The following is a 24,889-nucleotide window of genomic DNA, read 5'->3' on the forward strand; positions in this document are numbered from 1 at the left end:
GGGATGACTGACGGCGAAAGTCGCCTGTCCGGCAGGACACGATCAACGCCTGAAGCGGCCAAATGGTTGCGCCTTTGTGACGAATTGTCGGCGATGTGAACGCATCTCCCGCTCGCGAAAATGTCAGCGCCGCCGGGACATGCGCGGCACAAAGCGGCCTTGCTTACGCCCGGCATCACGTTAACGATGGGTCGGCAGGCCGCTGGAACCAAAGCCGGATTGCAGGCATAGTGCATGCCGGGGGACGGTGAGCCGCGGCGTTATTGGTTGAGCATGATCTTTCCGGAAAACCGCTACACACTTTTCCGGATCATGCTCGGCGTGAACAGGCCGGAGGCCAGACGTCAGATGCGTTCCTTATTCTTTGTGTTCACTTCCTTGATGCTTTTGAGCGCGGGCACCGCGCAGGCCAAGGTCGACATTACCGTCGACAAGGACAATCAGCAGATGACCGTCGTCGTCGACGGGGTCACGCGGTATCACTGGCCGGTGTCAACAGGCATCCCCTCGCGCGAGACGCCAAGCGGGTCCTTCCGCGCCTTCCGAATGGAGGAGGATCATTTCTCCAAGGAATTCGACGACGCGCCGATGCCGCACTCGATCTTCTTCACCAAGGTCGGACACGCCATCCACGGCACCGACTCGGTCGGACGATTGGGCACGCCCGCCTCGCACGGCTGCGTGCGGCTGTCGCGCCAGAACGCCTCGACGCTCTACGCGCTGGTGCAGGAGCAGGGCGTGCTCAACACCACCGTGACGTTGACCGGCTCGGCGCAGGTCGCGCTCGCGCGCAGTCGCGGTCGCACCAACAGCGCAGTCGCCCGCGCGCAGCAGCCGGCCGAGGAGCAGCAATACGCCACCTCAGGCGATCCCGTGAACCTGACGCCGCCGCTGCAGCCCGCGCGGCGCTACGTCCAGCAGGACGACAACTACATCTATCCCGCCGACGGCAGCGACACCGGGGCGCGCTATCCGGCGCCGCGCCCGATCACCCGCCCCTACGGTACGCAGGTCTACCAGCAACTGCCGCAAACGCAGCCGACCTACGACCCGGCCTATAGCCAGCAGGGCTACTACTATCAGCCGCAGCGGCGGCAGTATTATCAGCCGCGCAACTACTACCAGAACTGATGTTTTCGTTTGAACGCGGCGTCGCCGCGTTCGACGATCTTCCCACGGCATCGACGAACGCGCGCGACCGGCTCGAGGATGCCGGCGGGCTTCTTCGCAGCGGCATCGGATATCGCGCACGACGGCTGGGTCGGGACGAGCGCCGCGATCAAACGGCAGATTGACCATAAGAATCTTGCCGGCGACATCGCTCTCGCGTCATATGCTCTTCCCTTCACTCGGGTTGCGAACCGTGATGCCGTCACCCATTGCGACAATTCTGACCGTGCTATCGGTTCTCACGACAGGACACGCCATGACTGGACAAGCGATGGCTTTCGATCTCGAGGCGCATCGCGGCGGACGGGCGCTGCTGCCGGAAAACACCCTGCCGGCCTTTGCCAACGCGCTCTCGATGGGGGTGGATACGCTCGAGCTCGACGTCGGCGTGACCGCCGACGGCGAGGTCGTCGTGTCGCACGAGCGCGGGCTTAATCCCGATCTCGCACGGGATGCCAATGGCGCCTATGTCGCCGCGCCGGGAACGCCGTTCGTGAAGCTGCGCTTCGCCGATGTCAGGAGCTACGACGTTGGCCAGATCCGGCCGGACAGCGCCTATGCCAAGCAGTTTCCCGACCAGCGCGCGCTGCCGGGGACCCGCATTCCCACGCTGAAGGAGTTGTTCGCGCTGGTGCGCAAATCCGGCAACGAACGCGTGCGCTTCAACATCGAGACCAAGATCGATCCGGATCACCCCGAAGAATCGCTGGAGCCGCAAGCCTTCGTTGCCAAGCTGCTCGGGGTCGTCGAAGACGAGAAATTCTCCGACCGCGTCATGATCCAGTCGTTCGACTGGCGGACGCTGCTGCTGGTGCAGCGCCAGGCCCCGACCATTCCGACCGTGTACCTGACGATCCAGCGCGGCTCGGCACCATCGGTCACCCTCGACAAGGCCACCAGCTGGACGGCGGGCTTCAACCCGGCCGATCACGGCGGTTCGCTGCCGCGCACGATCAAGGCCGCGGGCGGCGCGGTGTGGTCGCCCTATTTTGGCGACGTTACCGCAGCACTTGTCGCCGAAGCCCATACGCAGGGATTGCGCGTCGTGGTCTGGACCGTCAACAAGCCTGACGACATGGCGCGGATGATCGCGTTCGGCGTCGACGGCATCATCTCTGATCGGCCAGACCTGCTGCGACAGGTCGCCGGCGAAAAAGGAATAAAGCTGCCAGCGGGGACGCCGGTTCAGCCGTAGGCGTCGGATCTACGGCTCCCCGTATCGCAGGCGCCGGTACAGCGCGCCGAGGATGTTGGAATAGTCGTCGGTCCAGACCCGCACCTTCTCGTCCGCGTCGGTCTCCTCCCACTGTTTTGAAGAGGCGAGCTTGCCGACGTCTTCAGCCTCCCGCGCGGAGATGACGACGTCGGTGGAGAAGATGTAGTCGGCGTCGCGGCCCGAATCCTCGTCAAAGACCCAGCTTTTGAGGTCGTTGGCATCGGCAATGCCGACCACGACGGGCTCGAGATCGAGATGGCGGTTGGAGACGTGCATCACCACGGCGCCGTGCGGAGCGAGCTTGTCCTTGTAGATCTTCATCGCCTCTTCGGTCGCCAGATGAATCGGGATTGCATCCGACGAATAGGCATCGACGATAATGAGGTCGTAGACACCGTCGGGCTCCCGCGCGAAGGTGAGACGCGCATCGCCGATCACCGGCTTCAGGTCCGGCTGGCAGCTCGAGATATAGCGGAAATTCTTCGGGTCGCGCGCGGCATCGACCATGGACTGATCGATCTCGAAGAATTTCCAGTCCTCGCCGGGCTCGGCGGCACAGGCGAGCGTGCCGGATCCGACGCCGATCGCCGCGACCTTCAACGGCGCGCCCTTGCGCTCGCGCACCGCGGTGACGGCCTGACCGATCCCGCCGTCCTTGTGATAGTAGGTGATCGGCTCGGGCCGGCCGGTGACCGGCGTGCCGTCATTGTTGCGGAAGCGCTCGGCGCCGTGAATCGTGGTGCCGTGCATCAGCACATGGAAATAGCCGCCGGGCGTCACGACGATCTTGTGCACACCGAAGAAGCTGCGCACGGTGGTGACCCGTCCTTCGTCCGAAGGATAGATCCGCGTCAAGGCCAGCGCCAGCGCGACGGTGGCAAAGATCTTCCAGCGCCCCGCATTGAACGCCAGCGCCAGGAGCGCGGCGAGCATGCCGACCGCGCAGGCGACCCAGACGCGCTGATCCTCGAACCAGGTCGAGAGATCGCCCGTCATGGTGGACGGCACAACGAGCGCGACCGCGAGCATGGCCAGCGCCAGCCAGTACCATCTCACGATGCCCGCAACACGCTCGTTCGCCGACGGCCGGCACAGCGCCGCGAGCGCGACCAGGATCGGATATTCGGCGATCCAGGAGAAGGTGAAGGGCGCGACAAGGCCGGCAAAGAGACCGCCGACCATGCCGCCGAACGACAGCGCGACATAGAAGCCGGTGAGATATCTGGCTGCGGGACGGGTCCGCGCCAGTTCGCCGTGGCAGGCCATCGCGATGATGAAGAAGCACAATTGGTGGCCACCGAGCGTCAGCAGCAAATTCTGCTCGCCGCCGAAGGCGAGCAGGAAGATGACGCCCGCGATCGCGACCGGCTGCAGCATCAGCATCCATTTGTGCGGCAGCAAGGGACGCTTCTGGAACACCACCACCCAGGTCAGCAGGTACAGCGACAGCGGCAACACCCAGAGCAGCGGCGCGGCCGCGACGTCGGTCGAGATGTGCGCAGTGACTGCGATCAGGAGTCCCGACGGAACCGCCGCAAGGAAGATCCAGCGCAGCCGCGTCGCCACTGTGGGCGCCGGCGCATGTGCCTCTTCGGTTTGCGCAGCGACGACAGCCGGCTTCGGCGAGCGCAGCAGCAGCACGCCGCAGGCTGCGATCAGCAGGATCAGGAGACCATAGCCGCCGGTCCAGAGCCGGTTCTGCGCATGAAGCGTGAACATCGGCTCCAGCAGGAACGGATAGGACAACAGCGCCAGGAAGCTGCCGATGTTGGAGGAGGCGTAGAGGAAGTACGGATCATGGCCGTCAGGATGGCCGGTGCGAACGAACCAGGCCTGCAGCAGCGGATTGTTGGCGGCGAGCGCGAAGAACGGCAGGCCGATCGACATCACGAACAGGCCGAGCAGCCAGACCGCATAACCGGACGCCGGCGGTTCGCCATAGGCGCTGGCGATGCCGAGCGGCAGCGTGATGAAGGCCGCAATCAGCAGCACCAGATGCACCACGACCGGAACCGCGCGATTCCTGATCTGCATGAGCAGATGCGCATAGGCGTAGCCCGCCAGCAGCAGCGACTGGAAAAACACCATCGCCACCGACCACACCGCCGGCGAGCCGCCGAGCCGCGGCAGCACCATTTTCGTGAACAGCGGCTGCACCGAAAACAGCAGCAGCGCACTGACGAAGATCGCGGCGGTGTAGACCGCCAGCAGCAGCCGGTTGCGCGACAAGGACGGCTGCTCCGTGGCGGCGGGTTGCACGATCGAATCCATGGGAGCTCCGGCCAAAGCGTTTTCCAGCGAAGTGGGCACCGGTTCGCCCGAGAAAACGTGTCGAACAAAGGCCCGGCGGGCGCCGGGCGGGCGCAATGGAGCACACCGCGCCTGAACGGGCAATAAATGCTCTCGTGATGTTGCAGGGAGCAATGCTTGATATAGAGATGTCATTCCGGGGCGCGAAGCGCGAACCCGGAATTTCGAGATTCTGCGATGCGGGAGCCCGCACCGTAATTCGATGCTCCGCATCGCGACGGCAACCAGGGAAGTCATGACCGAAACCGACGTCGTCATCATCGGCGCGGGCCATAACGGCCTCACCTGCGCGGCCTATCTCGCGACGGCGGGGTTGCGCGTGCATGTCGTCGAGCGCCGCAAGGTGGTTGGCGGGGCCGCGGTCACGGAGGAATTTCATCCGGGCTTTCGCAACTCGGTCGCGGCCTACACGGTGAGCCTGCTCAACCCGCAGGTCATCCGCGACTTGGGTCTTGCGGAACAAGGCCTGCGCGTGGTCGAGCGGCGCGCACAGAATTTCCTGCCCGCCCCCGACGGCAACTATCTCCTCACCGGCGAGGGCCGGACCAAGGCGTCCGTCGCGCGGCTCAGCGCGCGCGATGCCGATGCGCTCGACGGCTTCTCGCGCGAGCTCGGGGACATCGCCGACGTGCTGCGACAGTTCGTGCTGCGCGCCCCGCCAAACCTGCTCGGCAGTTTCGGCATTGGCGCCATCCGCGAGGCCGCAAACGCATTGACGACAGCCAACATCCTGCGCGGCCTCACGCTGGAGCAAAGCCGCAGCCTGCTCGACCTCTTCACCCGCTCCGCCGGCGAGATGCTGGATGAGCGGTTCGAGCACGATCTGGTCAAGGCGCTGTTCGGCTTCGATGCCATCGTCGGCAATTACGCGAGCCCCTACGCCGCCGGTTCAGCCTACGTGATGCTGCACCACGCCTTCGGCGAAGTGAACGGCAAGAAGGGTGCCTGGGGCCACGCGATCGGCGGCATGGGCGCGATCACGCAGGCGATGGCCCGAGCCGCCCGTGCGCGCGGCGTCACGATCGAGCTTGATGCCGGCGTGCGCGAGGTGATCGTCGCGCGCGACCGCGCCGTCGGCGTGGTGCTGGAAAACGGCACGGCCATCCGCGCAAAGTACGTCGCGGCCAACGTCAATCCCAAACTGCTCTACACACGTCTGATCGCGGCCGATGCCCTACCCCGGGATTTTCTCGCCCGCATTCGCCACTGGAGGAACGGCTCCGGCACCTTCCGCATGAACGTGGCGCTGGATCGCCTGCCCTCCTTCACGGCGCTGCCTGGTCACGGCGATCACCTCACCTCCGGCATCATCCTGGCCCCTGATCTCGGCTATATGGACCGCGCGTATCTCGATGCGCGGGCGCAGGGCTGGAGTCGGCAGCCGATCGTCGAGATGCTGGTCCCCTCGACGCTCGACGATACGCTCGCGCCTGCGGGCCAACACGTTGCAAGCCTGTTCTGCCAGCATGTTGCACCCGAACTGCCCGACGGCAAATCCTGGGACGACCATCGCGACGAGGTCGCCGATCTCATGATCGCGACGGTGGATAGCTACGCGCCGGGCTTTGCGTCCAGCGTGCTCGGCCGCCAGATGCTCTCCCCGCTCGATCTCGAGCGGCAATTCGGCCTGTTAGGGGGTGACATCTTCCATGGCGCGCTGTCGCTCAACCAGCTGTTCTCGGCCCGGCCGATGTTGGGCCATGCCGACTACCGTGGGCCGCTGAAGGGCCTGTATCACTGTGGCTCCGGCGCGCACCCCGGCGGCGGCGTCACCGGCGCCCCCGGCCACAATGCCGCGCAGGCGATCTTGCGGGATCACCGCAGCCTGTTCGCAAGCCGTGGATAGATTTGTGGACGGACTGTGGAAAGGCCTGTTGGCAAAGCTGTGGTGAAGCCGTGGAGGCACGGCTCGATCGCATCGTCTAAGCGCCGAGCGGGCTGTGGAGAAGCGAGTTGATAAACCGGGTATAGGCCGGTGAATCATCATCGAACGATTTGGCGGGTATAGGCGACGATAATCGCCCAAACGACGTCGCCCGCCAACGGACAATCTCCGCAGCGGGCGCTCATCGAAAAGCCGTCTATGAAGAAAGTGGCCCCGCTGGGAATTGGGAGGCAGAAATTACTTCAAGGAGCTGCTAACCGAACCAAACTTGTCGTTCAATGAGGTGCCGAGGCTGTTCACCACGGTGATGATCGCCAGCGCGATACCGGCTGCGATCAGGCCGTATTCGATCGCGGTCGCGCCAGACTCATCAGACCAAAACTTCGAAACCATGCGCTTCAAGACTCGCCTCCGTTTCACTTCCAGGGTGTATCGTTGGATCCAACATCCGGAAATCTACGGAGCGCAACCTTCGGTCAAGTTAACCGGGAAACCACAAGTTATACGGAAATCAGGAACAAAAGTTCCGCAAATTGAAACCAACGGGCCCCTGGAATGAAGCCGTCCCCGACCCATCGCGCTACTTTCTCGATCGGCAACGAGGCCGCCGCCAGGCGCGTCGTCGACGTACTCACCGAGGTATTTCTCGAGGGCGATGCGGCAGTGGCCGCGTTCGAGCGGCCGGACGGACAATGGGACGTCACGTTGCATTTCGCCGAGGCGCCGGATCAGGCATTGCTCCGCGAAATCATTGCAACTTCAGCAGGAAATGACATTGCCGCCAACCTTGCCTTCGACACGGTCGAAGCCAAGGACTGGGTCAAGGCGAGCCTGGAGGATCTGGTCCCGGTGCCGGCCGGACGCTTCGTTGTCCATGGCAGCCATGACCGCGATCGCGTGGCACCGAACAAGCTCGCGATCGAGATCGAGGCCGCCCTCGCCTTCGGAACCGGCCACCATGGCACCACGCGCGGCTGTTTACTCCTGCTTGACCATGTCCTGAAACAGGCGCGGCCAAAGCGCGTGCTCGACCTCGGCACCGGAACCGGCGTGCTTGGGATCGCGGCCGCAAAATCGCTGCACCGTGCGGTGCTGGCCTCCGACATCGATCCGCCGTCGGTGCGGGTCGCGGCCGAGAACGCGGCGCTGAACCAAGCCGGTCAACATGTCCGGGTGATCCGCGCCACCGGCTTCGCCGCGCCGGATTTTGCCAGAAGCGGCCCGTTCGACCTGGTGCTGGCCAACATCCTGGCCAATCCGCTCCGGCAATTGGCCGGCCCGATGGCGCGGCATCTTGCACCCGGCGCGCGTGTCATTCTCTCCGGTCTGCTCAGCCATCAGGCCCCCGCCGTGATCGCCGCCTACCGCGCGCGTGGCCTGATGCCGCTCCGGCATCTGCGGATCGAGGGCTGGAGCAGTTTGTTGCTGCGGAAGATGGGGTGAGGCGCATTCACGGGTGACGCGCCCCTTCGCCGTCCTACTCCGCCGGCTTGTCATCCCGGCGCATCGGCGGCTCGGCCGGCACCGCCCGCCGGGCGCGACGCTCGGAGACGCGGTCGATCATCTGGCTGATGAGGCCGCGCGGCTTCTTCGGTGTCGGCGCTGCCGGCGCGCGACGCACCGGCGGCGAAATCTTCTCAAACGTGAACGATGGCATCGTGTGTCCCCTCGCCATTGAGATGAACCACCTGCTCGAATGTCCCCGATGTCCGGACGAAGCGCAACTGCCGCATCCAATACTCCACTCAGTTTGGATGGAACATTTTCAAGCACAGTCCGTGCCAAATTCCATGCAATTGCGTCCGCATTGCGGACTGATCCTGATGACCCTAAACTGAGCCATGTTCGAAGCGCACTTCCAGACATTCGAGGAGCCGGAAGCTGGCGTCGCATTGACGGCGCGGCTTGCCGCACTCCGTGAAGAGCTCGCCCGCCGCAAGCTGACCGGCTTCGTCATTCCGCGCGCCGATCAGCAGCAGAATGAATATGTTGCGCCCTCCGAAGAGCGGCTCGCGTGGCTGACCGGCTTTACCGGATCGGCGGGACTCGCGGTGGTGCTGACCCAGAAGGCGGCGGTTTTCGTCGACGGCCGCTACACGATCCAGGCGGCCAAGCAGGTCGACGCCAAGGCGTGGACGGTGGAATCGCTGGTCGATCCGCCGCCGGAGAGCTGGATCTCAGCGCATCTTAAATCTGGCGACCGCCTAGGATTTGATCCGTGGCTGCACACTTTCGCGGCAGCCGAGCGCCTCGCCGCCGCCTGCGCCAAGGCCGGCGCCGAGCTGGTGGCAGTCGACAGCAATCCCATTGACGCGGTCTGGCAGGACCGGCCGCAGCCGCCGATCGCACCGGTCGCGATCCACGGCCTGCAATATGCCGGTGTCGCCGAGGCCGAGAAGGTGGCGCAGATCAAGAGCGAGATCGACAGACTGGGCGCCGACGCGCTGGTGCTGTCGGACAGCCATGCGGTGGCCTGGACCTTCAACATCCGCGGCGCCGATGTCGCACATACGCCGCTGCCGCTGTCCTACGCGCTGGTGCCCAAGGTCGGCCGTCCCACCGTGTTCATCGATCACCGCAAGCTCTCCAACCTGACGCGTGATCATCTCGAGCAATCGGCCGACGTGCGCGAGCCCGATGCGCTGACGCCGACCCTGATGGCGCTCGCCAAGAGCGGCGCGGCGATCGCGCTCGACGCCGCCACGGCGGCCGACGCACTGAGCCGGCTGATCGCGGGCGGGGGCGGCAAGCCCGTACGCGGCAGCGATCCGATCGCGCTGCTGAAGGCCGTGAAGAACGCGACCGAGATCAAGGGCGCGCAGACGGCGCACCGGCGCGATGCGATCGCACTGGCGCGCTTCCTCGCCTTCATCGATCGCGAGGCACCAAGCGGCAAGCTCACCGAGATCGACGCGGTCGAAGCGCTGGAGACCTTTCGCCGCGACACCGGCGCCTTGAGGGACGTGTCGTTCCCAACCATATCAGGCACCGGCCCGAACGGCGCCATCGTGCATTACCGCGTCACCCGCAAGAGCAACCGGCGGATCGTGCCCGGCGATCTGCTGCTGATCGATTCCGGCGCGCAATATGAAGACGGCACCACCGACGTCACCCGCACCATGGCGATCGGCGAGCCCACCGAGGAGATGCGCGACCGCTTCACCCGCGTGCTGCGCGGCCATATCGCGATCGCGCGCGCCGTCTTCCCCGACGGCACCACCGGGGCGCAGCTCGACACGCTTGCGCGGCAATATCTCTGGGCCGCCGGCGTCGATTTCGAGCATGGCACCGGCCATGGCGTCGGCAGCTACCTCAGTGTCCACGAAGGCCCGGCGCGGATCTCGAAGCTCGGCACCACGCCGCTGAAGCGCGGCATGATCCTCTCCAACGAGCCTGGCTATTACAAGACCGACGGTTTTGGCATCCGCATCGAGAACCTCGAGTTGGTCGTCGCCGCCGACATCGAGGGCGCCGAGAAATCGATGAGCGCCTTCGAGACGCTGACGCTGGCGCCGATCGACCGCCGGCTGATCGACACCGCGATGCTGAACCGCGACGAGCTCGCCTGGCTCAATGCCTACCACGCGCGCGTCCGCGCTGAAGCCGGACCGGGGCTGGATGAGCCAACGAAGTCCTGGCTCGATCAGGCCACCGCGGAGCTGAAGGCCTAGACGGCGCCCGCATAGCACTACGCGATCGGCGCAAGGCTCCAGCATCACGCATAGCCGCATACCGAAACGGCCATGTTCGCGGCCGCGGCGATCCGGCTAGTGTCGATCCATGCACGGTATGATCAGCCGACCGCCGGGAGCAGCGACCAACATCGCGACCTCGCGCTTGATGTTGCTGCTGCTGGTCGCGATGACCGGGATCGCGCCGATCTCGCTTTACATCCTGGTGCCGGCGCTGCCCGCGCTGGGGGCGACGTTCGGCCGCGACATCTCGATTGCGCAGATGACGGTGTCGCTCTACATGGTCGGCATCGCGCTGTCACAGCTCATCATGGGGCCGCTCTCGGACAAGTTCGGCCGGCGCCCGGTCCTGCTTGGCGGCCTTGCGCTGATGGTCGCGGCGAGCGTTGCGTGTATCTTCGCCGAAACCCTGCCGCAGCTGATCGCCGCGCGCTTCTTCCAGGCACTCGGCGGCGCTTCCGGCATGGTGGTGAGCCGCGCCATCATCCGCGACATCTATGAGCGCGACCGCGTCGCCTCGATGATCAGCCTCGTGGTCGCCGCGCTGATGATCGGCCAGATGGTCTCGCCACTCACCGGCGGCCTGATCGAGACCGCGTTCGGTTGGCGCGCCATTTTCTACGCCGTCACGATCGGCGCGATCACGGTCGCCATCGGCATCGCGATCGCACTCCCAGAGACCCGCCGCGACCCCGCGGCCGGCAGCGGCGGCTTTCGCGCCGACGTTGGCGTGCTGATCAAGAGCCGCGCCTTCATCGGCTATGTGATGTGCCAGGTGTTGGCATCGCAGATCATCTTCACCTTCGCCGGCGGCGGCCCCTACATCGTCGTGACGCAGATGGGCCGGTCCAGCGCCGAATACGGCGCCTGGTTCGCAACGACCGGCTTCGCCTATCTGGTCGGCAATTTGCTCTGCGTGCGCTTCGCGCCACGGCATTCGCTGGAAAAGCTGATCTGGTTCGGGCTGGCCCTGCAACTCTGCGGCAGCCTCCTGAACCTGCTCTGGAGCCTGACTGGCTGGAACGAGGCGCCCGCCTGGCTGTTCGGCACGCAGATGATCGTGATGGTCGGCAATGCCTTCGTGATGGCGAATTCCGCAGCCGGCGCCATCAGCATCCGGCCCGAAGCCGCCGGCACCGCATCAGGCGCGATGGGCTTCCTGCAGCAAGGCATCGGTGCGCTGATGTCGCAATTCGGCGCCTATCTCGGCGGCCACGCCGCGACCACGTTGCCGCTGACCTCGGCGGTTCTCGCGATCTCGCTGCTTTGCGCCTGCACGATGACATTCGTGGTCCCCCGACGCGACGTCCTGGTGAGCGAGGAATTGATCGAGCAGGCGGAAGAGGAAGAAACGGGGATGATGTGAAGGGGCCGCTCGCCCCCTGCCCGTCATTGCGAGGAGCCCATGCGACGAAGCAATCCAGACTGCCACTGCGGAGAGCCCCTGGATTGCTTCGCTGCGCTCGCAATGACGAAGAAAATCCTCATTCCCCGATCAGCTTCAGCCACTCGTCTTCTGTCAGCACCTGGACGCCGTGCTTGTTGGCCTCCGCCAGCTTCGAGCCCGCGCCGGGGCCTGCGACGACGAGATCGGTCTTCTTCGATACCGAGCCCGATACCTTGGCACCGAGCCGCTCGGCTGTCGCCTTGGCCTCGTCCCGCGTCATCTTCTCCAGCGAGCCTGTGAAGACGACCGTCTTGCCGGCGACCGCCGAGTTGCTCTTCGGCTTCTCGGCGTCGATGATCTCGACCTCCTTGGTCAGCCGTTCGACGATGCCGCGATTGTGGCTCTCGCCGAAATAGTCGGCGATGCTCTTGATCACGGTATCGCCGATCTGGTCGAGCGCGTCCATCTCCGCCATCGCCTCCTCGTCGCCCTTGGCGACCTTGAGGCAGGCGTCGTGGAAGGCGTCCCAGGAGCCGTAGCCGCGCGCCAACGCCAGGGCCGTGGTCTCGCCGACATGGCGCATGCCGAGCGCATAGACGAAGCGCTCCAGCGCGATTTTGCGCCGGCTCTCGATCGCGCCGAACAAATTGCGCACCGAGGTCGCGCCATAGCCCTCGATCTCCTCGAGCTTGAGCTTGGCGTTGCGGCTCTCCAGCGTGAAGATATCGGCGGGCTCCTTGACCCAGCCCTGATCGAAGAAATACTGCAGCTGCTTCTCGCCAAGACCATCGATATCGAAGGCGCGCCGCGACACGAACAGTTTTAGGTGCTCGATCTTCTGATAGGGGCAGGCGAACTCGCCGGTGCAGCGGGCGCGAGATTCTTCCTCGCCGGCGGCCGTCGCGCCGCGCACGACATCGGTATGCAGCGGGCACGGGCATTTCTTCGGAAACCGGTATTCCCCGGCGCTCTTCGGCCGCTTGTCGAGGACGACGTCGACGATCTGCGGGATCACGTCGCCGGCGCGCTGGATCACGACGGTGTCGCCGATCCTGATATCGCGGCCCTCGCGCAATACCTCGCCCTTGTTGCCGATACCCTTGATGTAGTCCTCGTTGTGCAGCGTGACGTTCTGCACGATCACGCCGCCGACGCCGACCGGCTCGAGCTTGCCGACAGGCGTGAACGAGCCGGTGCGTCCGACCTGGATCTCGATGGCACGCAGCACCGTCATGGCCCGCTCGGCCGGGAATTTGTGCGCGATGCCCCAGCGCGGCGTGCGCGAGACGAAGCCGAGACGCTCCTGCCAATCGATGCGATCGACCTTGTAGACGACACCGTCGATGTCGTAGTCGAGCTCGGCGCGTTCTTCCTCGATGCTCTGGTGGAACGCGATCAATTCCTCAACGGAGTGGCACAGCTTCGTCAGCGGGTTGGTCTTGAAGCCGCAACGCTCGAACCAGTGGATCATGCCGCTTTGCGTTTCCTCCGGCATCGCGCTCATCTCGCCCCAGGCATAGGCGAAGAAGCCCAGCGGACGCGAGGCGGTGATGGTCGGGTCCTTCTGACGGAGCGAGCCGGCGGCGGAATTGCGCGGGTTGGCGAAGATGGTATCGCCGGCGGCCTTCTGCCGCTCGTTGAGCGCGAGGAAGGCCTTCTTCGTCATGTAGACTTCGCCGCGCACCTCGCAGACGTCAGGGACGTTGCGCCCCTTCAGCTTCTGCGGCACGTCTTCGAGCGTGCGGATGTTGGCGGTGACGTCCTCGCCGACCGCACCGTCCCCGCGCGTCGCCGCAGTGACGAGCTCGCCGCCCTCATAGCGCAGGGACATCGACAGGCCGTCGATCTTCGGCTCCGCCGAGAAATTGATCTTGTCGTCGTCGAGCTTGAGGAACCGCACGATGCGGCCGACGAAATCGCGCACGTCCTCTTCGGCAAAGGCGTTGTCGAGCGACAGCATCGGAGCGGAGTGCTGGACCTTCCTGAAGCGCCCGGACGGCGCCGCGCCGATCTTCTGTGACGGCGAGTCCGCGCTGACGAGTTCAGGAAAGCGCTTCTCGATCGCGTTGAGGCGCTGGCGCAGCGCATCATATTCGGCGTCCGTCACCGTCGGCGCGTCATCTTGATAATAGCGCTTGTCGTGCTCTTCGAGTTCGAGCGTGAGCCGCATGTGCTCGACCTTGGCTTGCGCCTTGGTGAGGTCCGTGACGTCGCGAAGCGGCTTTGCTTTGGATTTTTCTGCTCTGGCCATGGTGTTTGGATACGACGGAGCGGGCGGGACGGTAAAGGCGGTTAAAGTCTTGTGCCCCGGACGCACGCGGCGCTTCTTCAGCGGTGCGATGCAGAGCCGGGGCCCAGCGCAACATTCCGGGTCCCGGCTCGCGCTACGCGCGTCCGGGACAAAGCTAAGCCGTCGCCGCCTTGAGCAGCCGGTCCGCAGCCGCCCTCGCCTCGGCGGTGATCTCGGCGCCGGCGAGCATGCGGGCGATCTCCTCGCGGCGGTGGTCGGCGGCCAGCGCATTGACGCGAGTGGCGACGCGCTTGCCCTTGTCCAGCGCATCCTTGGAAATCAAGAGATGCTGGTCGGCACGGGCAGCAACCTGCGGGGCGTGGGTCACGGCCATCACCTGAACCTTGCCCGCCAACCGCGCCAGGCGACCGCCGATGGCATCCGCAACCGCGCCGCCGACGCCGGTGTCGATTTCGTCGAACACGAGGGTCGGCGCCGAGCCGCGATCGGACAGCACGACCTTGAGCGCCAGCAGGAAGCGGGAGAGCTCGCCGCCGGAAGCGACCTTCATCATCGGGCCCGGCTTGGTGCCGGGATTGGTCTGCACCCAGAACTCGACGCGGTCGAAGCCTTGCGGTCCGGGCGCGGCCTCGTCTGTCGTAACCTGGGTGATGAATTTTGCGCGGTCGAGCTTGAGCGGCGCGAGCTCGGCGTCGACCGCCTTGTTGAGCTTCTCGGCCGATTTCTGCCGCGCCGCTGAGAGCTTTTTCGCCGCAGCCGCATAGCGGCCATCTGCCTCGATCGCGGCCTGCTCCAGCTTCTTCAGGCGCGAAGCGCCGGCATCGATCAGCACGACGTCGGCGGCGTATCTGGCGGCGAGCGCGGCGAGGCCGTCAACAGGCGTCGAATATTTGCGGGACGCGGCGCGCAACGCGAACAACCGCTCCTCGATGCGTTCGAGCTCGGCCGGATCGAAATCGGTCGCGGCCAGCGCGGCCTGGAGATGCTGGTCGGCTTCCTCCAGCGCATTGATGGCGACGTCGATCGCCTTGACCGCAGGCTCGACCAGTGCCGGCGAATTCACACCACGACGTTCCAGCCGGCGCACGGCGGCCGACAGCGCCGTGACCGGCGAATTGTGGCCACCGACGACCTCCTGCGCCTCGCGCAAATCGGAGGCGATCTTCTCGCCCTGCATCATGGTGGTGCGGCGATGGGCGAGCGCGGTCTCCTCGCCGTCCCTCGGTGCGAGCTGCTTCAGCTCGGCCGAGGCATGACGCAGATAATCGGCTTCGCGCGCGGCGCGTTCCATGCTGGCACGATGCTCTTCGAGCTCGGTGTTGGCTGTGCGGCGCGCGTCCCAGAGCTCTTCTACCGCGGCGACATCCTTTTCGAGACCGGCAAAGGCATCGAGCAGGCGGCGATGGGTGGCCGCATCGACCAGCGCGCGCTCGTCATGCTGGCCGTGGATCTCGACCAGCGCGGCGCCGACCGCCTTCAGCGTCTGCACGCTGATGGACTGGTCGTTGATGAAAGCGCGAGTGCGACCGTCGGCGAGTTGGACCCGGCGCAGGATCATCTCACCGGTATCCTCAAGCCCGTTCTCGGCCAGGATCTTCGTTGCGGGGTGATTCTTCGGGACATCGAAGACGGCGGTGACCTGCCCCTGCTCCGCGCCATGCCGCACGAGGCCGGCGTCGCCGCGGCCGCCGAGCGCCAGTGCAAAGGCATCGAGCAGGATGGATTTGCCCGCACCGGTCTCGCCGGTCAAAACCGCAAGCCCGGTGGCGAATTCGATATCGAGCCGTTCGATCAGGACGATGTCACGGATCGACAGACGCGCCAGCATGGAACCAAATTTCCTAGCCGAGACCTAGAGGCCTATCTTCTTGAAGGTCTGGCTGATCCAGGACCCCTGATTCTCGCTCGGCTCGAGACCGCCGGATTTTACAAGATTATAGGCGTCCTTGTACCAGCGGCTGTCAGGAAAATTGTGGCCGAGCACGGCGGCGGCGGTCTGGGCCTCGCCGACGATTCCGATCGACATATAGGCCTCGGTGAGACGGTAGAGCGCCTCCTCGACGTGCCGGGTGGTCTGGTACTGCGTCACCACGGCCTTGTAGCGGTTGATCGCGGCCGTGTAGTCCTTCTTCTGCATGTAGTAGCGGCCGACGGCCATTTCCTTGCCGGCGAGCTGGTCGCGTGCGCCCTCGATCTTGGCCTTGGCGGAGGTCGCATATTCCGACGTCGGATATTTGCGCACCACCTCTTCCAGCGCCGCAATCGCCTTCTCGGTGCGGCCCTGGTCACGGTTGATGTCCGGGATCTGGTCGTAATGCGAGGCGGCGATCAGGTACTGCGCATAGGCGGCGTCCGGACTGCCGGGATGCAGGGTGACGTAGCGGGTCGCAGCCCCGATGCAGCCGTCATAGTCGCCACCCTGGTAGGATGCGTAGGCCGACATCAGCAGCGATTTGCGTGCCCAGTCGGAATAAGGATGCTGGCGGTCGACCTCTTCGAACTTCTTGTTCGCCGCCTTCATATCCTTCTTTTCGTTCATGAGGTACAAGCCCTCATTATAGATCTTGTCGGCAGGCTCCTCGACGAAGGTGTCGTCCTTGGCGGTGAACTTGTCCCATAGGGCGCCGGTGCCGCAGCCGGCCAACGGCAGCGCGAACAGGACAAGCGTGGCGACCTGAAGCAGTCCACGGGCCCGAGGCGAAACTAATAAAGATCCGCGCGTCATACGCTGTGCCGACATGAATTTTAGACCTGACGCCCTGTGATGCGTGCCCGCAAGCCCATGATCCCCGTCACGGGCGCGACATCTGACCGTGGTGCCTGCCATACGGCACGGCGGTGCAACCGAAAAACATTCGAGCCGACCGGATAGGCAGGCATTCCGCCCGGATTAAGGCGAAATCGCCGCAATCCTGGTCGATCATGGTTACCAGGAGTTTCCCGGGGAAAGTCTTGCCTGGCGGCCTGCCGCAACCGGCTTTCAGGACACGTCTGGCCCGTAGGCCGCAGCGATCCGGCCACCGACGATGCCGCTACCGACCTCGGCCACCGCACGCGTGGAGCGCCGGGCCACCTCGCCCTCGACCACCCGCCAGGCCGTACGGTCGGCGAGCAGCGCAGTCAGGACCGCGTGGTTGAGCTTGTGGCCACCACGCACCGAGCGATAGGCGCCCAGCAGCGGCAGGCCCGCCAGCGCAAGGTCGCCGATCACGTCCAGCACCTTGTGGCGGGCGCATTCATCGGCGTAGCGCAGGCCCTCGGTGTTGAGCAGCCGCTCGTCGTCGAACACCACGGTATTTTCAAACGAGGCGCCAAGCGCATAGCCCGCGCTCCAGAGCCGGGCGACATCGCCCATCAGACCGAAGGTCCGGGCGCGGCCGACGTCACGGCGGAAGCGCTCCGGGCTGAGGTCGAAGGCATAGCTCTGCCGACCGATGACGGGATTGGTGAAGTCGATCTCGACTTCGGCGCGGAAGCCGTTGGCGTAGGGCCTGATCTCACCGAAGGAGTCACCGACCTTGACCGAGATCGGCTTCAAAACCTGGATGAACCGGCGCTGTGCCGGCTGGCTGACGATCCCGGCCTGATCGATGGCCGCGACGAAGGCCGCAGCACTGCCGTCCATGATCGGCACTTCCGGACCGTCGATCTCAATGGTGGCGTTGTCGACGCCCATGCCGCGCAATGCCGCCAGCACATGCTCCGCGGTCGAAACCAGCGGGCCGCTGCGGTCGCCAAGAACGGTCGCGAAATCGGTGGCAATCACCTGCTCGGCGGTCGCCTGGACTTCGCGGTCACTTCCCTCAAGGCCGGTGCGGACGAAAATAAAACCTGCATCAACTGGTGCAGGTCCGAGCGTGAGGGTGACGGGAAGACCGGAATGAACGCCCACGCCGGCCACTGTGGCTTGCGCACGAAGCGTTGTTTGCCGGCTAAATTTCATCAGGAACCCGCCCCGCTACGACCCACTGCGACTTATACTGGACCAGACTGATCGATTGAGATCGACCGTCCGAATCTCCGTATCCCCAAGTCACGTCGAACCATAGTCACTGCCTCAAACAGCGCCAACTCACGCTTTTTTACCGATTGTTACCCCAAACCCGCCGTATTCGCGCCAAGGCTTAACCAAATTGCGCCGGGATTTGGCTCCGTTATCGGCGGCTTTACTGAAGCACCGAACAAGTAATTAATGATTTAAAATCAGTTGCTTGAGCGCGCAATCCGGAGATGCACGGGACAAAAGGAAAGGTCCCGGCAAGCTCGTTGCCGGGACCTTTTTGCGTCTGCCTTATTGTAACAATCCTCAGGTCGCCTGCCGCCGCAGGAAGGCCGGGATATCAAGATGGTCGTCTCCCTGTGGCGCCGGAGCAACAGGTGCGGGACGGCCATGGGCGTCCAGACCCTGCGGCGCGGGCCGGCGGGCATATTCCGAGACCGGTTCGCTGGCAGCGATCTGCTGCTGCACCGTCCGCTGCGGCTTGCGCTCGGGCAGCGCCGGCATGGCGGGGCCGGAGGTACGAGCGGCGATCGGAGCCTCGGTCTCCTCGTCACGACGGCCGAGGCCGACATTGGCGAGGCGCTGCAGCAGCGACAGGCGGGTCTTCTGCGGGGTCTCCTCCTCGACCTCGCCACGGGCCTGACGAAGCTCGGCCTGGGCCGGCATCGGCAACTCCTCGAGGCGCGGCATCCGCGGCGCGCGAACCGGCGCGCGCTCGGCCTGCGGCGGGATGAACGTATCCGGGGTCATCGGCTCGTGCATGGCGACCGGCGCCTGCTCGGGCTCCGGAAATAGCGTGGGCTTCTGCGCGATCGGGCGCACGGTGACGTCGCCATAGGTCTGCGGGGCGGGCGCCGGAGGGGCTTCGGAAACGGCAGCTGCGATGGCGGCAAGCGCCGCACGCTCCACATTGGGACGCGGCGCGACGGGCGCGGCGGCGGCCGGCGCCGCAGCCGGGATCTGCGATTCCATCTTCTGGGCACGCTCGGCCAGACGCTGGTTGTCGGCGCGCAGACGCGCGGTCAGGTCGGCGAGACGGCTCTCGGCAGCAACGGCCGGAGCCGCGGGAGCCTGCTGCTGCGGCGCGGCGTCGGCCACCGGAGCGGAGGATGCCTGGCTGTTGCGGGCGATCGCCGCCTGCTCGATGCCGGTGGCGACGACCGAGACGCGGATCAGCCCGTCGAGGGCTTCGTCGAAGGTCGCGCCGACGATGATGTTGGCGTCCTGGTCGACTTCCTCGCGGATGCGGGTCGCGGCTTCGTCGACCTCGAACAGGGTCAGGTCCTTGCCGCCGGTGATCGAGATCAGCAGACCCTTGGCACCCTTCATCGAAGAATCGTCGATCAGCGGGTTGGCGATCGCGGCTTCGGCGGCGGTCAGCGCGCGCTTGTCGCCGGAGGCTTCGCCGGTGCCCATCATCGCCTTGCCCATTTCGCGCATGACGGCGCGGACGTCGGCGAAGTCGAGGTTGATCAGGCCTTCCTTGACCATCAGATCGGTGATGCAGGCGACGCCCGAGTAGAGCACCTGGTCCGCCATCGCGAAGGCGTCGGCGAAGGTGGTCTTCTCGTTGGCGACCCGGAACAGGTTCTGGTTCGGGATGATCAGAAGCGTATCGACCACCTTGTGCAGCTCGTTGATGCCGGCTTCGGCGGTGCGCATGCGGCGGCCGCCCTCGAAGTGGAACGGCTTGGTCACCACGCCGACGGTGAGGATGCCCATGTCGCGCGCAGTCTTGGCGATGACGGGGGCAGCACCGGTGCCGGTGCCGCCGCCCATGCCGGCGGTGACGAACACCATGTTGGCGCCGGAGAGATGGTCGCGCAGCTCGTCGATCACTTCTTCAGCAGCGGCGGCGCCGACGTTCGGCTGCGAGCCTGCGCCCAATCCTTGCGTGACCGCGGTGCCCATCTGCACGATGCGCTGCGCCTTGGACATCGTCAGCGCCTGCGCGTCGGTGTTGGCGACCACGAAATCGACGCCCTGGAGGCCCGCCGTGATCATGTTGTTGACGGCATTGCCGCCGGCGCCCCCCACGCCGAACACGGTGATGCGGGGCTTCAACTCGTGAATATCAGGAACGTTGATGCTGATGGTCATGTTTGCCTCTCGATCACGCGCGCGTGGGTTCGCCCCGGCCTGCGGCCGCGGGAGTTGGTGAAATCAGACATTTGCGGAGATGAGTCATCAGAAGCCCTCGCGTAGCCATCGTCCGACCTTTCCGAAATAACCGCCGGTTCCTGTTCTGACCTGCTGCCGCGTATGCCGCGGTTCGACATGTTCGTGGTGAACGTATTGCGGGTAGACGAGAAGTCCGGCCGGCACCGCGAACGCGGCGTTCTTCGCCTCGTTGGGCAGCCGGCCGAAACCGAGCGGACGTCCGACCCGCACGGGCCGGCCGAGAATCTGGGTGCCGAGTTCGACGAGACCGGTCAGCTGCGAGGCGCCGCCCGAGAGCACGACGCGGCCCTTGGGCTCTGCCGCGAAGGGCGAATCCTTCAGCTTGTCCCGAACCATTTCGAAGACTTCCTCGGCACGATGCTTGACGATGTTGGCGATGGTGGCGCGCGAAACGATCTGCGGCAGGTCCTGGTCGTCACCGGCTGTCGGTACAGACATCAGCTCACGCGAGTCCGATCCACCGGTGATGACGGTGCCGTATAACGTCTTGATTCGCTCGGCATCGGCAATGGTCGCGGAGAGTCCGCGCGCGAGATCCATCGTGATGTGTTGCCCGCCGACCGCGAATCCGGCCGCGTGCACGAAGCGGCCGCCGGAATAGACCGCGATCGTGGTGGTGCCCGCGCCCATTTCGACCACGGCGGCGCCGAGATCGGCCTCGTCGTCGGTCAATACCGACAGGCCCGCCACGTAGGGGCTGGCGGCCATGGCTTCGACATTGAGATGGCAGCGTTCCACCGCCAGCATCAGGTTCCGTGCCACGGTGGCGTCGCAGGTGACGACGTTCATGTCGACGCCGAATTGATGCGCCACCATGCCGCGCGGATCGCGAATGCCCTTGACGCCATCGAGCGTATAGCCGACCGGCAGCGCGTGCAGCACCGTGCGGCCCTCGCCGGTGGCGTGGCGCATGCCGGTGGAGGTGACGCGGCTGACGTCAGCCGGCGTCACCGCCCCGCCACGGATATCGGCCGCGGCTTCGACCAGCTGGCCCGCGAGCCGGCCGCCGGAGACCGACAACAAAACGGACTCGACCCGAACCTTGGCCATTTTCTCGGCGAGCCCGACGGCCTGGCGCACCGCCTGCTCGCATTCGCCGAGATCGACCACCGCGCCGGCCTTCATGCCGCGCGACTGGATCTGGCTGTAACCGATCAGTTCCACCGCGTGGGTTCGGCCGCGCAGCGCTTCGCTCGGCGCCGACGGCTTCAGCCGCGCGATCATGCAGGCGATCTTGCTGGTGCCGATGTCGAGGCAGGCGACCAGGCCGCCGCGCTTGTGCGGCATCGGCCGCGTCTTCGGAGTCTGGGTGCGATCAAGACCGGTCATGCGGCGTCCCCGGCCTTCTTTTTCTTCTTGTCCTTGAACAGATCATCGCGCGCCTTGGCGGCGTCATCGGACAGCTGCACCACCAGCCGGTCGGGCAGCCGCATGTCGATCGCGACGATGTCCTTCGAGAACAGTCTGTCATCCTTGTCGAGCTTGGAGAGCGCGGCGAGCGCGTTGCCGACGTCCTGCTCGGGCAGGCGAATGTCGAGACCGTCCTTCAATCTCAGATTCCAGCGCCGCTCGCCGACATAGATGGCGGCCTTCGTCACCGAATTGACCTGCGGATAGCGGGCCAGCAACGTGAGGAAATCACGCGCCTGGGTATCGGCGCCCTTGCCGACCACGAGCGGCAGCGTCAGGAACCGGCGCGAGACATAGGGCTCGAGCAGCGCACCATCGTCGGCGATGACCGAGAGCCGGCCGGCCTCCTGCCACAGCGCGAACGCCTTCCGCTCGGTAATCTCGATCATGAGCTGGCCCGGATAGAGCTTCAGCACGGTCGCATCCGCGATCCACGGATTGGCCTTGAGCTTGTCGCGGACGTCGTCGGCATCGAGGAACAACAGCGAAGAGCGGCCGCTGACGCCGCCGATCGCGAGGACCTCGTCCTGGCTCAGCTGCTTGCGGCCGTTGATCACGACGGAGGTGATGCGGAAGCCGGCCGAATTGGCCACGGCGTTGCGCGCGTCGCTGACGGCGGTGATGAAATCCTGGAGGTGGCCGCCCTTGACGATGCCGAGGCCGCAGCTGCCGATCAACAGCAGCACGGTCAGGCTGATCCCGACCCGGCGCGGCAGATAGCGCTCGACCAGCGCGACCACGCGCGGCGGCGGCTCACGCTCGACGACGGCCTTGATCTTGGATTTGGCCTTGATCTTCCGCTCGGCGGCGGCGTGCTTTTGCGCGCGCCTGTGGTCGAGCCTGTCCTGCACCCACTCGCGCAGAAGCACGACCGCTCCGATCGCGGCCGCCTTCAGATCAGCTTGGGGCCTCAGCGATCTCACAGGCGATCGGGTGAGGCTTCCTGCACCATCCATTGCACGAGCTCGTCAACAGTTTGCCCCGCGACGCCGCGCGGGTCCTGGCGAACATGACGTCTCGGTCGTGCCGGGCCGGGTAATGGTCTTCGGCAGAAGAAACCGCTCCCCTACAAAGCGTTCGCCGGTCGGAAACATCCGAAACGGTTCACGCGCCGGCAGCCAAAACGCCATATGCGCCGCCAGCGTTAACCTTCGGATGTCCTGGTAAACAAAAGGTAAAGTTCGTTAACGCGGGATGCTTTTTGCCCAGTTGACTGAGGCACTTCCGCCACGAAGTCCGGCATTTTACCGGTTTTGGGCACCAAACCGGGCATTTTCGCCTGCCCGGCCGTTAACCAATCCTAACTATTTCCGCACCCGCCGCTCGGCGAGCTCGATCAGGTCGCGAAGGAAGTCGACGAAGGCGATGCCTTCGGCTTTCAGCGCCTTGGGGTACAGCGAGGACTTGGTCAGCCCGGGTAGCGTGTTGGTTTCGAGATAGACCAGCCCCTTCTCCGCAACGATGAAGTCGGAACGGGAATAGCCGGCACAGGACATTGCGCGATGCGCCAGCATGGCCTGGGCCTTGAGCGCGGCGGTGACCTCGGGCGAAAAGCGGCCGGGGCAGATCTCCTGGGTCGACTTCAAGAGATATTTTGCGGCGTAGTCGAAATTGCCCTCGCCCGGAATGATCTCGATCGGCGGCAGCGCGATGAGCGAGCCGTCGGTGCGCTCCAGAACGCCGCAGGTCGCCTCGACGCCGGCGATGTAGGGTTCGATCACGTACTCTTCACGCCTGGCCGCATTGCGGACGGCCACGAGGTCCTGCTTGGCGTTGACGAAGATCAGGCCGTAGCTCGAGCCGTCGCGCGCCGGCTTTGCGATCAGCCTGCCGTATTCGGCGAAGGCTTCGTCGATGTTCTCGAGCGCGATGCCCGCAGGCGGCGTGACGCCGCCGAGCGCGGCAAAGCGCTTGGCCGCGATCTTGTCGAAGGCGAGATGCGAGGAAGCCGAGCCGGACCCGGTGAACGGCAGGCCGCGTGCCTCGCACATCACCTGCAGCTCGCCGTTCTCGGCAGCCCCACCATGCAGGCTGAGCACGAGCACACGATCTTCTGCCTTGGCCTTGTCGAGCGCCTGTGCCAGCGGAATGCCTGAGGTGCCGGGCTTGAACTCGTCCTCGAATGGGCGAGCATGTTCGAGCAGCTGCTCCGACTGTACCACATGCACCTTGTCCTCGACGTCCCACCACCAGAGATCGGCCTCGGGCAGCGCCTGATGCAGCGCCTGGGCTGAGGCGACGGAAACCAGACGTTCGCGGTTGGAGCCGCCGAAGAGGATGGTGATGCGCATGTTCTCTCGTCTGTCCAAATTAGCCGGGAATTCCAATCCGCTTGATTTCCCAGTGCAGCTCGATTCCGGAATTCGCTTTCACGCGTTCGCGCACCGTCTCGCCCAGCGTCTCGATATCGTGCGCGGTGGCATCGCCGGTGTTGATCAGGAAGTTGCAATGCATGTCGGAGACCTGCGCGCCGCCGAGGCGCAAGCCGCGGCAGCCGGCGGCGTCCACGAGTTTCCAGGCGGAATGGCCCGGCGGATTCTTGAAGGTCGAGCCACCGGTCTTCTCGCGGATCGGCTGCGCCGTCTCGCGATGGTTTTGCACCTCCGCCATCCGCGCGCGGATCGCATCAGCATCCCTGATCTCGCCACGAAAGCGCGCGGACGTGAAGATGATGGAAGGATCGACGCCGCTGTTGCGGTAGACGAATTTCATGTCGGCGTTGGAGAAGACGTAGCTGGTGCCGTCGCGGCCGACGCCGCGCGCCTCGATCAGCACGTCCTTGGTCTCGCCGCCATTGGCGCCCGCGTTCATGCGCAGCGCGCCGCCGATCGTGCCGGGAATGCCGAAATAGAATTCAAGTCCGCCGATATTGGCAGAGGCCGCCACTTCCGCCACGCGCTTGTCGAGCGCCGCGGTGCCCGCGGTAACGACATCGCCGCTCGCAATGACCTCGCCGAAAGCACGCGGCGCGAGCCGGATCACCACGCCGGCAATCCCGCCATCGCGCACGATCAGGTTGGAGCCGACCCCGACGACATAGACCGGAATGTCGCCTGCGAGATGCGCGAGGAAATAAGCCAGATCGTCCTCGTCCGCCGGGGTGAACAGCACCTGCGCGGGGCCGCCGACGCGAAACCAGGTCAGCTCGGCCAGCGACTGGTTGGCCAGCAGCCGGCCGCGCAGGTTTGGCATTGCGGCTTTGAGCTCTGGCGTGATGTCGGGGAAGCTCATGCGGCGACCTCAAGTAAGGGACGCACATTCTCTCCGTTCCCTCCCCCCTTGTGGGGGAGGGGCAGGGAGGGGGGTAGCCCCAAGCGAGATCGGAGTGTGTGGCTACCCCTCTCCCCCACCCTCCCCCACACGGGGGGAGGGAGCGCAGTGTGCCGA

At 65.3% G+C, this 24,889-nt stretch carries 18 protein-coding genes and 1 pseudogene; 6 read left to right on the plus strand and 13 right to left on the minus strand.

All coding sequences use genetic code 11. From position 1 onward, the window contains the following. Positions 1 to 348: 348 nt before the first annotated feature. Together ACVW16_RS09725 and ACVW16_RS09730 are read left to right on the plus strand one after the other, a co-directional pair. The gene (locus ACVW16_RS09725; protein ID WP_456699026.1) at positions 349 to 1,131 is read left to right on the plus strand and encodes a L,D-transpeptidase family protein; all 783 of its coding nucleotides are present in this window, start codon (positions 349 to 351) and stop codon (positions 1,129 to 1,131) included. Between the two features lie 295 nt (positions 1,132 to 1,426). Continuing rightward, entirely contained in the window at positions 1,427 to 2,365 is a 939-nt protein-coding gene (locus ACVW16_RS09730) for a glycerophosphodiester phosphodiesterase (protein ID WP_456736003.1), read from the plus strand. Positions 2,366 to 2,374: 9 nt separating this feature from the next. Here ACVW16_RS09730 and ACVW16_RS09735 read toward each other — a convergent pair whose 3' ends face one another. Beyond that, the gene (locus ACVW16_RS09735; protein ID WP_456736004.1) at positions 2,375 to 4,657 is read right to left on the minus strand and encodes a spermidine synthase; all 2,283 of its coding nucleotides are present in this window, start codon (positions 4,655 to 4,657) and stop codon (positions 2,375 to 2,377) included. 241 nt (positions 4,658 to 4,898) lie between these two features. On the opposite strand from ACVW16_RS09735, the gene ACVW16_RS09740 reads away from it, so the two are divergent. After that, positions 4,899 to 6,542, plus strand: coding sequence for a phytoene desaturase family protein (locus ACVW16_RS09740; RefSeq protein ID WP_456736005.1), 1,644 nt, complete (start codon positions 4,899 to 4,901; stop codon positions 6,540 to 6,542). Positions 6,543 to 6,818: 276 nt separating this feature from the next. On the opposite strand, the gene ACVW16_RS09745 is transcribed toward ACVW16_RS09740, so the two are convergent. After that, positions 6,819 to 6,974 (minus strand): Flp family type IVb pilin, encoded by a 156-nt coding sequence (locus tag ACVW16_RS09745; protein ID WP_092228302.1) that lies wholly within the window; start codon positions 6,972 to 6,974, stop codon positions 6,819 to 6,821. Between the two features lie 162 nt (positions 6,975 to 7,136). Between ACVW16_RS09745 and ACVW16_RS09750 the strand changes: the two genes are divergently transcribed. Then, on the plus strand, positions 7,137 to 8,024 hold the full coding sequence (locus ACVW16_RS09750; RefSeq protein WP_456699030.1) for a 50S ribosomal protein L11 methyltransferase: 888 nt from the start codon (positions 7,137 to 7,139) through the stop codon (positions 8,022 to 8,024). Positions 8,025 to 8,058: 34 nt separating this feature from the next. Here ACVW16_RS09750 and ACVW16_RS09755 read toward each other — a convergent pair whose 3' ends face one another. Then, on the minus strand, positions 8,059 to 8,238 hold the full coding sequence (locus ACVW16_RS09755) for a hypothetical protein (RefSeq protein ID WP_456699031.1): 180 nt from the start codon (positions 8,236 to 8,238) through the stop codon (positions 8,059 to 8,061). 184 nt (positions 8,239 to 8,422) lie between these two features. Between ACVW16_RS09755 and ACVW16_RS09760 the strand changes: the two genes are divergently transcribed. Beyond that, positions 8,423 to 10,252: an aminopeptidase P family protein gene (locus ACVW16_RS09760; protein WP_456736006.1), complete on the plus strand. Its 1,830-nt coding sequence runs from the start codon at positions 8,423 to 8,425 to the stop codon at positions 10,250 to 10,252. Between the two features lie 109 nt (positions 10,253 to 10,361). After that, entirely contained in the window at positions 10,362 to 11,639 is a 1,278-nt protein-coding gene (locus ACVW16_RS09765) for a multidrug effflux MFS transporter (RefSeq protein WP_456736007.1), read from the plus strand. 118 nt (positions 11,640 to 11,757) lie between these two features. Here the strand turns inward: ACVW16_RS09765 and ligA are convergent, their stop codons facing one another. The 10 genes and pseudogenes from ligA to murB all read right to left on the minus strand — a co-directional run bounded on the left by ligA (position 11,758) and on the right by murB (position 24,733). After that, positions 11,758 to 13,911, minus strand: a complete 2,154-nt coding sequence (gene ligA / locus ACVW16_RS09770; RefSeq protein WP_456736008.1) for an NAD-dependent DNA ligase LigA — start codon at positions 13,909 to 13,911, stop codon at positions 11,758 to 11,760. 154 nt (positions 13,912 to 14,065) lie between these two features. Then, on the minus strand, positions 14,066 to 15,739 hold the full coding sequence (gene recN, locus ACVW16_RS09775) for a DNA repair protein RecN (RefSeq protein WP_456736009.1): 1,674 nt from the start codon (positions 15,737 to 15,739) through the stop codon (positions 14,066 to 14,068). 24 nt (positions 15,740 to 15,763) lie between these two features. Next, a complete protein-coding gene (locus ACVW16_RS09780; protein WP_456699036.1) occupies positions 15,764 to 16,651 on the minus strand; it encodes an outer membrane protein assembly factor BamD in 888 nt (295 codons plus the stop codon). 240 nt (positions 16,652 to 16,891) lie between these two features. Continuing rightward, positions 16,892 to 17,854 carry a UDP-3-O-acyl-N-acetylglucosamine deacetylase gene (lpxC, locus tag ACVW16_RS09785; protein ID WP_456736010.1) on the minus strand — a complete coding sequence of 321 codons (963 nt, stop codon included), beginning with the start codon at positions 17,852 to 17,854 and terminating at the stop codon, positions 16,892 to 16,894. A gap of 363 nt (positions 17,855 to 18,217) precedes the next feature. Then, entirely contained in the window at positions 18,218 to 20,011 is a 1,794-nt protein-coding gene (gene ftsZ / locus ACVW16_RS09790) for a cell division protein FtsZ (RefSeq protein WP_456736011.1), read from the minus strand. An 87-nt stretch (positions 20,012 to 20,098) separates the two neighbouring features. Further along, a complete protein-coding gene (gene ftsA, locus ACVW16_RS09795; protein WP_092228292.1) occupies positions 20,099 to 21,421 on the minus strand; it encodes a cell division protein FtsA in 1,323 nt (440 codons plus the stop codon). Beyond that, complete coding sequence (locus ACVW16_RS09800) at positions 21,418 to 22,458, minus strand: cell division protein FtsQ/DivIB (RefSeq protein ID WP_456699040.1); 1,041 nt, start codon at positions 22,456 to 22,458, stop codon at positions 21,418 to 21,420. Before ACVW16_RS09800 ends, ftsA begins: the two co-directional genes overlap by 4 nt. Continuing rightward, positions 22,422 to 22,539, minus strand: a pseudogene (locus ACVW16_RS09805) (D-alanine--D-alanine ligase); the annotation flags it as partial. The gene ACVW16_RS09800 and the pseudogene ACVW16_RS09805, both read right to left, overlap by 37 nt. A 267-nt stretch (positions 22,540 to 22,806) precedes the next feature. Further along, a complete protein-coding gene (locus ACVW16_RS09810) occupies positions 22,807 to 23,793 on the minus strand; it encodes a D-alanine--D-alanine ligase family protein (protein WP_456738792.1) in 987 nt (328 codons plus the stop codon). A gap of 19 nt (positions 23,794 to 23,812) precedes the next feature. Beyond that, positions 23,813 to 24,733 (minus strand): UDP-N-acetylmuramate dehydrogenase, encoded by a 921-nt coding sequence (gene murB, locus ACVW16_RS09815; RefSeq protein ID WP_456736012.1) that lies wholly within the window; start codon positions 24,731 to 24,733, stop codon positions 23,813 to 23,815. Between the last annotated feature and the right edge of the window lie 156 nt (positions 24,734 to 24,889).

This window comes from Bradyrhizobium sp. USDA 4474, from assembly GCF_054057515.1.